The organism is Paenibacillus sp. FSL R5-0713, assembly GCF_037973325.1.
Lineage (GTDB): Bacteria > Bacillota > Bacilli > Paenibacillales > Paenibacillaceae > Paenibacillus.
This window is the reverse complement of the sequence record NZ_CP150229.1, coordinates 2,600,815-2,614,734: the sequence shown is the minus strand read 5'-3', so window position 1 is coordinate 2,614,734 and position 13,920 is coordinate 2,600,815. Positions and strand designations below refer to the sequence as shown.

General features: G+C 48.8%; 11 protein-coding genes. 1 reads left to right on the top strand and 10 read right to left on the bottom strand.

The genetic code is table 11. From position 1 onward, the window contains the following. Positions 1 to 378: 378 nt before the first annotated feature. The 4 genes from MKZ12_RS11930 to MKZ12_RS11915 form a co-directional block, all read right to left on the bottom strand. The gene (locus MKZ12_RS11930; protein WP_339260524.1) at positions 379 to 819 is read right to left on the bottom strand and encodes a ribonuclease; all 441 of its coding nucleotides are present in this window, start codon (positions 817 to 819) and stop codon (positions 379 to 381) included. A gap of 264 nt (positions 820 to 1,083) precedes the next feature. Then, the gene (locus MKZ12_RS11925) at positions 1,084 to 2,091 is read right to left on the bottom strand and encodes a Gfo/Idh/MocA family oxidoreductase (protein ID WP_339260522.1); all 1,008 of its coding nucleotides are present in this window, start codon (positions 2,089 to 2,091) and stop codon (positions 1,084 to 1,086) included. Between the two features lie 2 nt (positions 2,092 to 2,093). Next, a complete protein-coding gene (locus tag MKZ12_RS11920) occupies positions 2,094 to 2,468 on the bottom strand; it encodes a helix-turn-helix transcriptional regulator (protein WP_036609188.1) in 375 nt (124 codons plus the stop codon). Between the two features lie 503 nt (positions 2,469 to 2,971). Next, the gene (locus tag MKZ12_RS11915; protein WP_339260521.1) at positions 2,972 to 4,120 is read right to left on the bottom strand and encodes an acyltransferase; all 1,149 of its coding nucleotides are present in this window, start codon (positions 4,118 to 4,120) and stop codon (positions 2,972 to 2,974) included. 67 nt (positions 4,121 to 4,187) lie between these two features. Here MKZ12_RS11915 and MKZ12_RS11910 point away from each other — a divergent pair, with 67 nt between their 5' ends. Then, a complete protein-coding gene (locus tag MKZ12_RS11910) occupies positions 4,188 to 4,589 on the top strand; it encodes a DUF202 domain-containing protein (RefSeq protein WP_339260519.1) in 402 nt (133 codons plus the stop codon). A gap of 173 nt (positions 4,590 to 4,762) precedes the next feature. On the opposite strand, the gene MKZ12_RS11905 is transcribed toward MKZ12_RS11910, so the two are convergent. The 6 genes from MKZ12_RS11905 to MKZ12_RS11880 all read right to left on the bottom strand — a co-directional run bounded on the left by MKZ12_RS11905 (position 4,763) and on the right by MKZ12_RS11880 (position 13,807). Then, positions 4,763 to 5,365 carry a general stress protein gene (locus MKZ12_RS11905; RefSeq protein ID WP_339241724.1) on the bottom strand — a complete coding sequence of 201 codons (603 nt, stop codon included), beginning with the start codon at positions 5,363 to 5,365 and terminating at the stop codon, positions 4,763 to 4,765. A gap of 1,066 nt (positions 5,366 to 6,431) precedes the next feature. Further along, a complete protein-coding gene (hrpB, locus tag MKZ12_RS11900) occupies positions 6,432 to 8,951 on the bottom strand; it encodes an ATP-dependent helicase HrpB (protein ID WP_339260517.1) in 2,520 nt (839 codons plus the stop codon). 153 nt (positions 8,952 to 9,104) lie between these two features. Next, positions 9,105 to 9,911 carry an SDR family NAD(P)-dependent oxidoreductase gene (locus MKZ12_RS11895; protein ID WP_339241720.1) on the bottom strand — a complete coding sequence of 269 codons (807 nt, stop codon included), beginning with the start codon at positions 9,909 to 9,911 and terminating at the stop codon, positions 9,105 to 9,107. Between the two features lie 186 nt (positions 9,912 to 10,097). After that, positions 10,098 to 10,940, bottom strand: a complete 843-nt coding sequence (locus MKZ12_RS11890) for a protein phosphatase 2C domain-containing protein (protein WP_339260515.1) — start codon at positions 10,938 to 10,940, stop codon at positions 10,098 to 10,100. A gap of 10 nt (positions 10,941 to 10,950) precedes the next feature. Beyond that, positions 10,951 to 11,703, bottom strand: a complete 753-nt coding sequence (locus tag MKZ12_RS11885; RefSeq protein WP_076330724.1) for a vWA domain-containing protein — start codon at positions 11,701 to 11,703, stop codon at positions 10,951 to 10,953. A gap of 28 nt (positions 11,704 to 11,731) precedes the next feature. Next, positions 11,732 to 13,807: a hypothetical protein gene (locus MKZ12_RS11880; protein ID WP_339260513.1), complete on the bottom strand. Its 2,076-nt coding sequence runs from the start codon at positions 13,805 to 13,807 to the stop codon at positions 11,732 to 11,734. Between the last annotated feature and the right edge of the window lie 113 nt (positions 13,808 to 13,920).

The window sequence follows — 13,920 nt, the reverse complement described above, 5'->3', positions numbered from 1 at the left end:
TTTATTTTAACGTAAGTTATGCAGAAATCAATACCTCCGTGAAAATAATTTTAACGTTAGGTGAGCAAAGTAAAATCTCACTCTGCTTTCAGATCAATCGTAATCAACACAAGGGCTTTTTGAACAACCTTTTTGAACAATCTGCTACAACACAAAAAAACAGACCACATGTGGTCTGCCTGCTGGAATGAATGTATCTGAAACTCCTTTATTTGCTGCTACTTCTCAACACGCAATATAAATCCAGACTGTTCCGCCTGTACCTCCATCATCAGATCACGCACCTGTCCTGCTTCATACTCCATGTGCGTTCCTCGCTGATTCGGTAGTTGGTCCATCCTCCATCCAGAATCACGGTGTTCACGACTGCTCCTTCCTCTATTTCATGCGTGTGAATGATGCATAGTGATCTGTCGTTTTGTAGATGAGTCCATCATTGGAGTACACAATCCGATCGGAATTACGGAAGCCGGATGTGTAGTTAATATCCGCTTCACGCCATGTACGTCCACTGGCCGCCGGCAGTAGCCCTTCCCGATTGCCGAATACGTCTCCGCCGATGCTTTTCCCAGGAGCCACTACAGCCAAGTTCCCTTGTGACGCTACCCAGCCGAGTCCTGTGGCCTGTGATTTGGTAATAAAGTTACATGGCAACGTTCCGTTTGCACTCAAATAGTTGGCCACACCGGTAAACGTATTGATGATGGTACATGTTGCAGCAGATGCTTTCTGCTGTGGGGCTGGGGTGAACTGTGAACCTGTGAAGAAAACAAACGTTAACAAGAATGCCAGTAAAGCGGTCGATAACAACTTTTTCATAATCTGGCCTCCCAAACCTTCAAAGTAGATGAACATTGTCTCGATATGCGTACTGCAAACGGTAACTGTCTAGTTGCACGTTCTGCTAGATTATAGTAAACAAGTCATCTCATGACTATTTATATCACATCAATTTGGTAGAAATATCAAATTCGAACGTTTAAATTGTAAAATATTATAATTATAACATTTTGTGACATAAAAAAAGACTCTCATCCCTGAAGATGGAGTCTGCACGTTCTGATATATTTAAAAGGACCTGACCTAATCGATCAGTTGAACACGTTGACGAGTCCGAGCCGATTCCAGGCACGCATCAATTACCCGCATGTTTTGAATGGTATTTTCCGGACTGAAAGGTAGTGCTGCTCCTTCAAGCACAGCCGTTGCAAACGTCTCCACCTGAAGCACATAGGAATTAGATACCGATACACGTTCCTCACGGCTGACAGAATCGGTGTGCACAATAATCTGAGGTGGAATATCACTGTTCTCCCAGCCAAACACTTTGGGCAGTTCAATCCGCCCCTCCGTCCCGAGAATCTCCATCTCCGCTCGTCCTGAAGCCCACATGCCACAGTCAAAAGTTAAAGCGACCGAATTCGGAAATTCTACCAGTCCCGACGCCATCATATCGACGCCATCATGTTCGTCCGAGAATAGAGCGTGCACCGTCACCGCTTCGGGTTCCTGTCCCAGATACATCCGGGCTGCAGAGATCGGATATACGCCTAGATCGAATAAGGATCCGCCGCCCATCTCTCTTTTGAACCTTACATTTTCCTTGTCATCAGCGGTATTACAGGTAAAGTTGCCATGGATGGCTCTGACGATACCAATCTCTCCACTGGCTATAATCTCTTGCACACGTCTGTGCTTGGGATGATATCGATACATAATCGCTTCTGCAAAAAGAACGCCATGCTGCTCACACGCCTCAATCATTTCTGCCGATTCATCAGCATTCAGGGCAGCTGGTTTCTCACACAACACGTGTTTGCCAGCCTGTGCCGCTTTGATGGTCCATTCTTTGTGCATATGGTTAGGCAAAGGAATATAGACGGCTTCGATATCGGGATCTGCGATGAGCTCTTCATAACTGCCATACGATCTGGCAATGTCGAGTTCTTTGGCAAGGGACTCCGCCTTTTCTTTGCTGCGGCTGGCAATCGCTAACACCTCACCGCGTTCGGACTGCTGGATCGCCGGAATGACTGCATTTTTGGCAATGGTTGACGTACCGAGTACCCCCCACTGTAACTGTCTGTTCATGCTCATCTTCCTTTCGTACCGTAATTGTCCTCTTCTGCCTTGTGTAACATGCCGAGACAACGATCCAGATCCGTTTTGACCTGTTTCTTGTATAACTCAGCTTTCTCCGCACCATCATCCGTGAAATGATATAGAACGATTTCCTGAAAATCGACCTTCGGATCATTGCCCTTCAGCTTCTTCGTTCGATAAAATACCCCCTGCTGTACCAGTTCATGCAGTGCCCGATATACCTCGCTCTGGGGTGGAACATAACCGTAGTCTTTGAACTCCTGCTTCATCGCCTCCAGCATCTCATAACCATATCCCCTGTGCTGTTCAACCATCGTAATTAAATACAGCTTGATAAATGCCCGCTGTGCAATCATAAAGGCCACGTTCATTTCCCTCCTATCAGAACCTATATATCTAGTATTATAAAACTTATGTTCGGGTTCTGCCATCTTTCTCCGCTTGGTCTCCCCTTTATCCATCTTCATAGAGGACGAGCAAGAAATCGTGAGAATACGGAATGACTTGTGGGAGCAGGAAAAAAGGTTTTCTATTGTGAATTTTTCATGCATTGAAATTTTAATTCATACTCAAAAGTTTGTTTTATTTCAGGAACTTAGCGATTCGTTCAATCGAATTTTAATCATAAGACTGAGCAAAGGCTGTTACATACATAGTTACTCCTGAATCCTTTATCCTGCATACGTGAATCCTGAGTGGCCTGTATTACTGAGTTTCTCTGTTGTCTTTATTATTGAATCCTGTGTAGCCTGCATTAATGGGTTCTCTGTTGCCTATATTACTGAGTTCTTTATTTCTGTACCGGCATATATCCTGTACAATCTGTACTGCTGCGATTCTGTTGAGAATTTTTCATATGATGATATATTCATTTTTTGTGGACAGATTTTGGCACGGCTCCCACAATCCATTTCCCCCAGCTTACGCGAGAGATGAGCCATGTCAGTACACAGGATAATGCAAGAGCGAGCAACCAAGTAATGATCATGCGAACGACAGGGTTCCAGCCCATCGCAACATAGAACAATTCATCTGGAATATAGCTATACCGAAGCATCAACATATGCATCAGATAACCGCCATACGATACACCACCAATCCACCCTAGCAATCGTGTAGCCCTAAGGTTGTGCAGTTTCCCGGCTAGCTGGTACATGACCATAATGGACGCAATCAGAAAGAGTGCCATATCAGGGCGGATCAGGCTGACCGTGTAAAACGTAATTTTGATGCCCTCCGGCTTTTGAAACTCCAGCATTAATAAATAAGTAAACCGAAGACCCAGAACAATAAACACAGTCCAGTATATCCAGCGCAATCGATAAATCCATTCATTCCAGTGCTGAACGGATAACCCCGCTGCTGCACCGAGCACAAAATAAATAAAGAAATAGAGGAAATTGCGATCTGCATACGTTGTAAAAGCATCTGTCAGTACCGGGATATTCAGTCGTTCCATGAACTTGGCGATGTTTCTTAATTGATCCGCAAGCACAAGATACACCACACCCGAAATCAATAATGCGATCATGCGTCCCTTGGCCTCATATCGGTTATATACATAACGAATTGCACGCAAGAAGAGCGGAAATAACAGATAAAACTGGATCAGCATAATGATGTACCAGAAGTGTGAAGTCGTTTTGCCCGTAATCAGCTTCAATCCTAGATCGGGGATATCATTCCATCCGAAACCGGTCCAGCTTCGTGGTGCAAGTGTAAAGTAAATGAGTGACCAGATCAGGTAAGGCACGATAACATCATTTACTCTTTTTCTCATAAACTTGCCATAATGCAGCTTGTCTCCCGTGTTATAAAAAAGCACCATACCTGTTATGAATATGAATAAAGGAACTGCAAATTTGGAGAGCATCAGCAGTATGGCCAGCAACACGCCATCCTCCAGTCTCGTTTCCGGGACCAAAGAGTAATGTGCAATGGAGTGCTGGAGAACCACCGCTCCAAAGGCGATTCCCCGCAAGCTCTCTATTTCTGTAATTCGTTCTTTGCGAGGCATACATTCAGCCGTCCTTTCTTGCTTGGTTTTACAATAAAAACAAAGTACAATGAAGCCGTATATCTTAATGAGCGGGGTGATTCACATTTCTAGAACAGACACAGACATAACCACCATCGATTCCAAATATGTCCAACAGCACCTGGCTAACGAGCGAACTTTTCTGGCCTGGGTACGCACGGGTATTGCCATGGCAGGCATCGGCTTTCTTGCAGCTGGATTCGGCTTCAACTCCTCGGCGTATGATCGACTAGCACATATTGCCGCGATTATTACAGGTATCACATCTCTGATTGGCGGTATATCCATCATTCTGTATTCGGCAGCAGCCTATCATCGGAAGCGTACTCAAATTAATGAGCAGACGTTTGAAGCATCGACCGGCTTAATTCGGTTTCTCACATTGATGCTACTGGTCATAGGACTCGCTTTGGCTGTACTGTTATATGTATTGTTATTCCCTGCTTGACTGGGTAAAAACACCAACCCCCATTATTGACTCAAACATGCAACACAGGGACAAAAGCCGGCTTCCCTTAAGGAAACCGGCTAATGACCATCTTGTGGATCATCTATTTCATTCCATTTTGCAGGTATTAACTCATTAGGTTCGATCTCTTATCAACCAGCTCAGCAGGAAGATTACAAGAATGTATTGTTACCCAATCGAGCGGCCTTGCTCTGGGCATCCAATCTGCGTTCTTCCATATCCAGATCTGGACGTTCAGCAGGTACTTCTGTACCATGAACTTGAGCTCTGTCCCGATTAAGTTGGCTGTTGCTGCTAAACACATCGTACACATCGGTGTCCCGATCCGTGGAGTCTACGAGAAGCAGAATTTTGCCGTTCTGTACATACTCCTCATACTGTTTAGCGTCCTCTTCCGGGATACCAAGACCTACCAGGCCACCAACCAGTCCTCCAGCTCCTGCACCCACAGCTGCACCGGTAAATGCTGCTGCGATAGGGCCTGCGGCCAGAATGGGTCCTATGCCGGGTATAGCCAGTGCACCGATACCTGCGAGCAGACCGGCTACGCCACCAAGTACACCACCTGTTGCTGCACCCGCAGCCACGCCTTCAGGGGCTTTTGTACCTGTCTCTTCCCGAATCGCCTTCAGTTCATCCCGATCCTGGGTAACAACGGAGATTTCGTCTGAAGTAAATCCTTGTGCTTTCAGACCCTCGATAGCCTGCGATGCTTCACGTTCTGTATTAAACACACCTACGATTTTCTTTTGCATAATGAATCCCTCCTCATCTGATTGAGTGGTTCGCTATGTTATTACCCGCCTTATTTTCTTTCAAACGCTTGCAAGGCAATATAGTATGTGTTAATAGCAATGAACGGCTCGTTATTCAACCAACTATAGAGTGTCAACGATAGCGAGTTTCAGATTCCTTAGAATGTTACGGGCATTTCCAATCGCAGAATAAGATGTCACAGGTTCATTAGCGCTCCAATCCATGTTCTGGTGATACATTGCAGAATATGACCGGGGCCAAATCATATTGAAGTAGAGGCTGTGTAACTCTGGTGAATCTAAAGACAATTTTTCTGGAGATTTTCTAAGAAGATCTCCAAAGGGATGTTCCAAGAGATGTTCTACGGAAATTTTCTAAGGAACTGAGGGCGTCTTATTTGGCCTTTTGGTCCACATTCTATTTTGTAACGAACTTGAGACACGTTATTTATCAAAATCACCTGGAAAAGACGCTCTAAATGGCTTGTTGTTCAACTATAACGTGTTTCAGATTCCTTAGAATGTTGCGGGCGCTTCAAATCACTGAATAAGACGTCACAGGTTCGTTAGCCTCCGATTCATGGTCGATCGATCATAGGTTGAAGGATGGCGGTTCCAAAACATCTTATCCATCCAGTGCCCCTCCCGACTCTCTTTAGGTTTGAAAACACACCGGGACGTGCTTCAACCTCTAAAAAAGCAGATTTTGCCCAAATATCGTTCTATGCCGGAAGTTTGCCACAAGCGAACCGAGGGCACGCGAAGCGAGTGTGACGCAACATGGGCTTAAAAGGCAAAGTAACGCAGCATGTAGAGAAAAGGAAAAGCGACGTAATATAGAACAAAAGGCAAAGTGACGTAGCATTGGGCACAAAGACAGTACAATATGCACTCAGCGAGTTTGGAGACACATCCTGATTAGAAGGTGATTACTTAGTTAAGGTAGAGTATGATTCGATCAGTTACAATACGGATTGTTGTGGTTCATCCGAATCTAAGCCTGATGAAACGTACACGTACCCTTCGGGAACCCGGTGTTGATATCTAAAAAAACGAAATCATTCATCTATTTCCCCCGTGGTTTGGCCCGATTAGTGGCCACCGCTTCAAGTGGATTATCCGGCCAGTAATGCTTCGGATAACGTCCTTTCAGATCTTTTTTGACGTCAAAGTAGGTCTCACGCCAGAAATTGGCCAAATCTCGTGTGACCTGTACAGGTCGCTGAGCCGGCGATAACAAATGAATGGTCACTGGGACTCGCCCACCAGCTATACGCGGTGTCTCCTGTTGTCCAAACATCTCCTGTAATCTCACCGCCAGAGCAGGAGCCTCGGGACGGCTGTAGTCCACGGGAATACGCGATCCACTGGGCACCTGTATATGCGTCGGAGCTTCATCGTCCAGTTGTTGTCGTTGCCCCCAGCTCAGACCACCAAGCAATACATCTTGCATCGACAATCTCTTGAGGTCGGCTGCCGATCGCATGCCTGTCAGATAAGGTGTAAGATGCTCAGCCAGCTCTTCGGTCAGATCATCTTCGATCAGGTCGGGCCACTCAGGTAGATGGAGATGCAGGAACCGCAGCCTGTCCGCAAGTTGTCTGGACGTTTTAGTCCATGGCAGACAATCCAGCCCTTCCATCCGTATTCCGGCCAACAGTGCTTCCAGCACCTGATCTTCAGGTGGCTGTGCAATACTGCTCTCTTTCATCACAAGGGCTCCAATACGAAGTCTCTTATGCGCTCGCACGCTGCGAGTATTGGAATCCCAGGCCACTTGCACTTCATCGTGCAGCAGGTGCTGAGCTGCCTGTAACAATGTCTGCTCCTGCAACGGCGCAGCCAGCAGGATACGCGCATCTGCGCCCTGGTCGTCTGCCTCGGCTGCGACCAGATACGCTGAACGGCTCAGCGATTCTGTCGCTACGAGCCGTACACCGCGGCCGCTGCTCAGCAGATAGCGGCCGTCTTCCCGGCGTTGCCCGATCCGGTCCGGATAGGCGAAGGACAGCAGCAATCCGCAGCTGTCTTCATCCGGCCGTACCGGATCGGCCGCCGGGCCGAGCGCCGAGCGCAGCTGGCGGCTCTCCTGGAGCATGCGCCGCACGGCCGCGCCGTCTAGGGCAGCCGCTGCCGCTTGCGGCTTGCCGCTGCTGTCCGCAGTCAGCAGCGCCTCTACGCGCGGGCGCAGGTCCGTGCCCGCGCCTGCACTGCCACTGCTGCGGAGGCCCGCAGGCTCCTGCAGCAGTGCCGCCAGCATGCTGGCGTAGCTGGCCAGCCCAAGCTCCGCCGCGCGGAGCAACATGCTGGCCAGTCGCGGATGCACGCCGAGCGTGTTCATCCGCCGCCCGAAGGGCGTGATGCGGCCTTCGTCATCCAGGCCGCCCAGCTGGCGCAGCAGCGCCTGTGCCTGGCCGTAGGCGGCGTCAGGCGGGGTGTCCAGCCATTGCAGCTCTGCTGGGGACTGGACACCCCAGACGGCAAGCTCCAGCGCCAGCGGCGCAAGATCCGCGGAGGTGATCTCCGGGCGAGCTGCCTCAGGCAGCCCCCCATGAACCTCTTCGCTCCATAGCCGGTAACACACCCCCGGGGCAATTCGCCCCGCACGACCCCGCCGTTGATCGGCTGACGCCTTGGACACCGGCAGGGTGACAAACCGGCTCATACCCGTGCGCGGCGAGAATGCCGATGCTCTGCTCAGCCCTGCATCCACCACAATCTTCACTCCAGCGAGGGTGAGGCTGGATTCCGCAATGGAGGTGGACAGTACAACTTTGCGCGTGCCCTCAGCCGCAGGACGTATGGCCTCATCCTGTTGTTCTACGGGCATGCTGCCGTAAAGAGAATAGACGTTCACATGTGCAGGCAGAGAAGCATTCGATAGCTCCCGTTCTGTACGATGTATCTCTTTTGCGCCAGGAAGGAAAACAAGCACATCCCCCTCCTGTTCGGCTAATGCCCTCTTGACCGTCTGAGCTGTGAACTGTTCCAGTGGCATAGATACCGGTCTTGGCACATATCGTGTATCCACCGGAAACGTACGTCCCGGACAATGAATCGATCTTGTACCTTCGCCCAGTAATGCACAGACAGGATTTGGATCTAAAGTAGCCGACATGACCAGCAATTTCAGATCCGGACGTAACATCGCTCGGGATTCCAGTGCCAGAACCAAACCCAAATCTCCATGTAAGTGACGCTCATGGAATTCATCGAATATAATCATTGCCGTATCCTCAAGACCCTGGTCCTGCTGCAACATTCGGGTCAATACCCCTTCCGTCACAACTTCGATACGTGTCCCTTGGCTCACCCGGGTATCCATGCGCACACGATATCCTACAGTCTGCCCCGCTTTTTCCCCAAGCGTAGCTGCCAGTCTTGATGCAGCCGAACGCGCGGCGAGTCTTCGGGGTTCCAGCATGATGATTTTCCGTCCCGCGACCCATGGCTCCTCCAGCAAAGCCAGCGGTACAACAGTTGTTTTTCCCGCTCCGGGCTCTGCAATTAACACCCCTGTATCTTGATCCCGAAATAATTGTCTTAACTCCGGAATAACCTCTTGTATCGGTAACTCTATATGCATATAATCGCTCCTAATGAATGTACCCTACTGCTTTTCAGTATTTCTATTCGAATGTTAGCATTATAACAAAAAAAGCCGTTCCAGAGGAACGACTATCGCAGACACACCCTAAGATACGCCTTAGTATAAATGAAAATTCTCCAGAATGCTCACTTAGCTGAGCAATGACTCTGCACCATCAATGACGATCTCTGCTCCGGTAATATGTCTGGATTCGGACGATGCAAGGAAACTTACCAGATCGGCAACATGTTCCGGCTGACCCGGTCCGTCCGCAAGCGGCTGCTGTCCTTCCGGGAACTCCATCGGGATAATGATCTGTTGCAGATCATCCGTTTTGACCGTACTTTGATCAATATTCGTCGCAATCGCTCCTGGGCAGATCACGTTCACACGTATCTTGAACTTCGCCAGCTCAAGCGCAGCCATCTTTGCAAAAGCAACCTGTCCTGCCTTGGATGTGCTGTACGCCGACATGCCAAAGCTTGAGAAGCGTTGATTGCCGTTAATCGAACTTGTAATGATAATGCTGCCGCCACCCCGTTTCTTCACGTGAGGCAAAGCATATTTTACGGTGAAAAATGTACCGTTCAAGTTGGTTGTGATAATTTGCTGCCAATCTTCAACCGAAATTTCCTCAATGGGTGCTGATACACCATTAATGCCCGCATTGGCAAAAACAATATCCAAACCGCCGAATAACTCAACGGTTTCCAGCACAGCCTTTTCCACACGTGCCGGGTCGGAAATGTCAACATCAAATGCTCTTGCCGCACCCGGGTGCTGCGCATTAATCTCTGCTTCCGTTTCCGAGATCCGATCATTCACCAGATCAAACAATGCAACATGTGCACCCTCTTTTGCCAGCTTGACCGCAGTCGCCTTCCCAATACCGGAACCTGCTCCGGTAATAATCGCAACCTTACCTTGAAACCGTGACTTGCCGTTATGTTGTGTCATTATCCATTCCACTCCTTCATTTTAGCAATTATGTAAGAATGTACGTTGAAGCTATCATTAGCCAATTCTTCACAAGATTACCCAAAAAGAGTGTCTTTTAAATCAACACCAACAAGTTTTTTCACGTTTGGACTTCAACAAAGTCACAGCATCATTCGGATCAATGCACAATTTGATATCCGGCGCTCACCATTCCAGCTCAATGAAAGCGGCATCATCTTCAAGACCGCCGGTATGTGTAGCATCCAGCAGTACCTGAATGTGTTCATCGGGGACATAGGCCTGAATCGCATCCAAGTCGTTTAATCCATCCGTATATAACTGAAGACGCAGTGAATCGTTGGCGGACCCTTTGGTCTCGTAGATGTGCGGCTTACCACCAAGAGGGCCTTCAAGTGTAGACCAACGCTCATTGGTCTTGCAGTGAGTCTGAAATAATTCAGAATCTTCCTGGCCATTCCGCCACAGGCGAATACGGGAATCTCCTTGCCAAGCAAGCCACACCCGACTTTTGCGACCGCCTCCCGTAAGCTCAATCCGTCCACACACATACATGGCCTGGCTGCCTCGACTTCGCTTTTCCATCAACACTTCACGCAGCAACAAAGGAGAGCTTTCCAGCGGCTGTAATTTCTCCAGCTGCTCAGATGCAGGAAGGGTCAGATCCCGAAGCAGTCGCTCAACGCCCTCTTCTGTCGGGTGTTGCGTCGTTTCCAACCAATCCAGTAAAGCATTCCCCAGAAAACGCGCTGCAAAGTCTCCCAGATAACTCATGCCTACCCCATCACACAGCACGAAATTACAGATATTTCCTTTCATACGCACCGCAGCAAAGTCCTGTCCGGTATCTCCCTGATGTACCGTCTCAGCCGCCCTTCCATAACCATATCTGCACTTAAATGTGCCCTGATAGCGAGTTAGTGGCTGTTCTCCCGTCTGTACACTCACATAGCGAAAGTTGCCATGCCGCTGCTCGGCATGGCCCCCCTTATCTCCAGCAGACAATGTTGCCAAACGCATTGCTCTCATGATTCCCCTCCTATCTCACAGGCGTAGCAGCGGACATCTGGAATCCAATCGATACCAATTCTGCACATGTACCTGGCAGCATCATGAGTGCACCGGGTGCAAGCAAATAATCAGCTTCAACAAGCATTTCCCGATAACTTTCAGGCAAAACGGAAGACATATTCCGCAGCTTCTCTCCATGCTCATCCTGTAGATTTGTTTCGGAAGAGATTCCCTTCCATCTTCTAGGTTCAGCAATCGGTCCTTCCAGCAGATGATCGGATATAAAAATATTCTCCACCAGCACATTGCCATCAGGTACACTCATGCCCATGATTCTTTTCGCAATGGGCTCGGGATCTTCACCTGTGGCTACCCCATCGGTCATGTGGCATACAAGTGGAGCAGGACAATCCTGCATATTCGGAATTTCGGCCTGGAGAATCTTTTCCGCCTGCAGAAAAGCCTTTGCCGAGTCCGAGAACCGTTTCGGGGTCAGGTCAGGCAAAGATCCAACTGCAGCGATCTCGTCGATTCCTTTGATGCCGTTCAACAAGTCATATACATCATCGCTGTAAGCCAATATGGCTATGCGATAGCGAGGTGTCAGACGATTTCCCTTGGTGGACCGAAATACCATTTGGCGTATCGCGAGAGATAAGGCATCATAGACGACGTCAATCCGCCGACGATTTTCCAGAACCATGTTCATGGAGGCGCTAATATCAATTAAATAGATAATGAGTGCAGGTGTACGCTGTGATGCTTGAATTGTGTAGTTCATCTAGGATGAGTCACCTCCGTCAATTACTTTATAAGTTAGGCAACGTATAACTGGTGTTGCTCAGGAATTTGTTAATGGCACTCATTCGAGCGGCCACTTTGCCAACTCCTTTGAAATAAGCCGCATCGGTATTGTATAGATTTTTAAAATCACGGGCATACGCTTCCGCATTTTCAATTTTTCTGCCTTTTTGTGCGTTATACGTTTTATTGTAATGAGCAATCAACGTGACCACATTCTCGGCACGCTTTTTCTTGAGCGCGGCTTTCTGAGCAATCTCCTGTTGACGTTTAGCTTCAGCTGCCGCTTTACGCTCCGCTTCCTGTCTTGCAAGCTTGGCATCATTCTCTTTTTTCCAGACGAGATAAGCTTCATATTTTGCCTGTTTATCGTACTTCTCCTGCTGTGCTCTCTTGGCAGCTTCTTTCTTCTGCTGTTCCTGCTTCACCAGATAGGCCTCATATTTCGCCTGTTTGTCGTACTTGGCCTGTAATGCCTTGCGTTCTTCTTCTTTTTTCTTCGCTTCTGCTTCCTTCTGTTTGGCTTCAGCAAGCTTTTTCTTTTCCTCAGCATCCAGTTTTGCAGCTTCTGCGGCCTTTTGCTTCTCTTGCTCTTCCTGCTGCTTGATCGCAGCTGCCTTTGCAGCTTCAGCCTCTTCCGCAGCCTTGACCTCTGCCAGTCGTGTAGCTTCCTGCTGTTCTTTCTGCTTCACTTCTGCCTGATCTGCCAGTATTTTGACCGTTGGAACACCACCTGCCAGCAATACAATAAGCACAGCGGAAGAAATCATGAACTTCTTGGATCGGTAGAATGGCACAGGTACAGGCTTATCTGTGTCTTCTTTTGGATTAAGCTTGGCGTCCAGTTCCTTGATTGCAGCCTCCACTTCCATCTGCATCGCGCTGTTATGAGGAATGAAATGATACAGCGAACGATACACTTCCAGTGCAGCAGCTGGTTTATCTTCATCCTCCAAGGATCTTGCCTGTAAGAACAGACGGTTCACAATCGCTTCCTGATCGGGAGAGTGCGGCGTTTGGGGAATGTCCCCCTCTTGCGTATTCCCAGGTTCACTTACCGGTTCTGAGCTCTCCTTCAGAATCCCATCCGCTTCGGACGGATTGCCAGCTTCTTCTTCCGACGATGCAGCAGCTGCCGCATTGGCCTGATCCACGTCTACCGCAGCCAATGCAACATACCACTCACCAAACGTTGGACAACTGCTCAGATCGTGACTTTCCCAAGCTCGAATAAACAGATCGGACAGTTTGGAACCCCAACGCTTCTCAAGGGACTCCCGCATTGCATAATACCGTTCACTCACCGTCTGCATTTCATGCTGGTCAAAATAACTTTCGCCCCACGCTTTCTCTACAATCACAGGGTCCGACCAGCTTAACATTTCAGCAATGATAACAGCTCCGGCAAATCGGTCAGCATATGAACTCCACAAACCGCTGTGCACTGTGCGATGGGCTGCATAACCGGGTGACCCGGCAAGCAGGGCATCCGGACGATCCATCTTGGAACCGTACATCTGCTCGACATCCACAAGTTCTACCGCAGACGTCTTCCCCAGGTTCTCCACTTCGGAAAAAAACGGAATCATTACATTGGGAGCGGACATATCGCAATGAGCTAGTCCACGTTGTTCCATGGCCGAACCCGTCCCAGCAAGCGCTCTGGCCAGCTTCAGGCTCTCCTCAGCCGTCAACTGTCTCTGATCACTGATCACATCGAACCAGGTCTGACCTTGCACCCATGGCATCAACACCGCATATAACAGATCGGGATGTTTTCCAATGAGCGCTCCGTTTCTTTCCGGAGTGAGCACATCACGCTTGCATACTTGCAAACCTGGCAGTTCACTATAAGACTCCATATGCTCAGACTGATATACCATAGCTGGAATACGGAATTTAGGAAAAAATACTTTTAGTGCTTTGGCCCCATGAAGGGAACCGTTTCGGGGTAACAACTGATAAACAATCCCCTGCCTTCCAGCTTGGGCATAAGCTAGACCCGGCGCAGCCGGATGTTGCCCAATCGTATAGGCAATGTCGTTAATCACCACTTCATCCCCGGGATTCGGTTGAAAAGACATGCTTATCCCTCTCTCTGTCCTAGTGTCATAGTTGCAGCAAAAACCGGGTGTTGTGACAACGCCCGGTTTTTGCTGTAGTTGTACATCTTCAGCTTGCTACCCGCCAATGATTC

Bases quoted from the DNA above. Each gene is read 5' to 3' on its own strand.
- MKZ12_RS11910 (WP_339260519.1), top strand. From the start codon at position 4,188: ATGAGCGGGGTGATTCACATTTCTAGAACAGACACAGACATAACCACC.
- MKZ12_RS11930 (WP_339260524.1), bottom strand. From the start codon at position 819: ATGAAAAAGTTGTTATCGACCGCTTTACTGGCATTCTTGTTAACGTTT.
- MKZ12_RS11890 (WP_339260515.1), bottom strand. From the start codon at position 10,940: ATGAGAGCAATGCGTTTGGCAACATTGTCTGCTGGAGATAAGGGGGGC.
- MKZ12_RS11885 (WP_076330724.1), bottom strand. From the start codon at position 11,703: ATGAACTACACAATTCAAGCATCACAGCGTACACCTGCACTCATTATC.
- MKZ12_RS11925 (WP_339260522.1), bottom strand. From the start codon at position 2,091: ATGAACAGACAGTTACAGTGGGGGGTACTCGGTACGTCAACCATTGCC.
- hrpB (WP_339260517.1), bottom strand. From the start codon at position 8,951: ATGCATATAGAGTTACCGATACAAGAGGTTATTCCGGAGTTAAGACAA.
- MKZ12_RS11895 (WP_339241720.1), bottom strand. From the start codon at position 9,911: ATGACACAACATAACGGCAAGTCACGGTTTCAAGGTAAGGTTGCGATT.
- MKZ12_RS11905 (WP_339241724.1), bottom strand. From the start codon at position 5,365: ATGCAAAAGAAAATCGTAGGTGTGTTTAATACAGAACGTGAAGCATCG.
- MKZ12_RS11915 (WP_339260521.1), bottom strand. From the start codon at position 4,120: ATGCCTCGCAAAGAACGAATTACAGAAATAGAGAGCTTGCGGGGAATC.
- MKZ12_RS11880 (WP_339260513.1), bottom strand. From the start codon at position 13,807: ATGTCTTTTCAACCGAATCCCGGGGATGAAGTGGTGATTAACGACATT.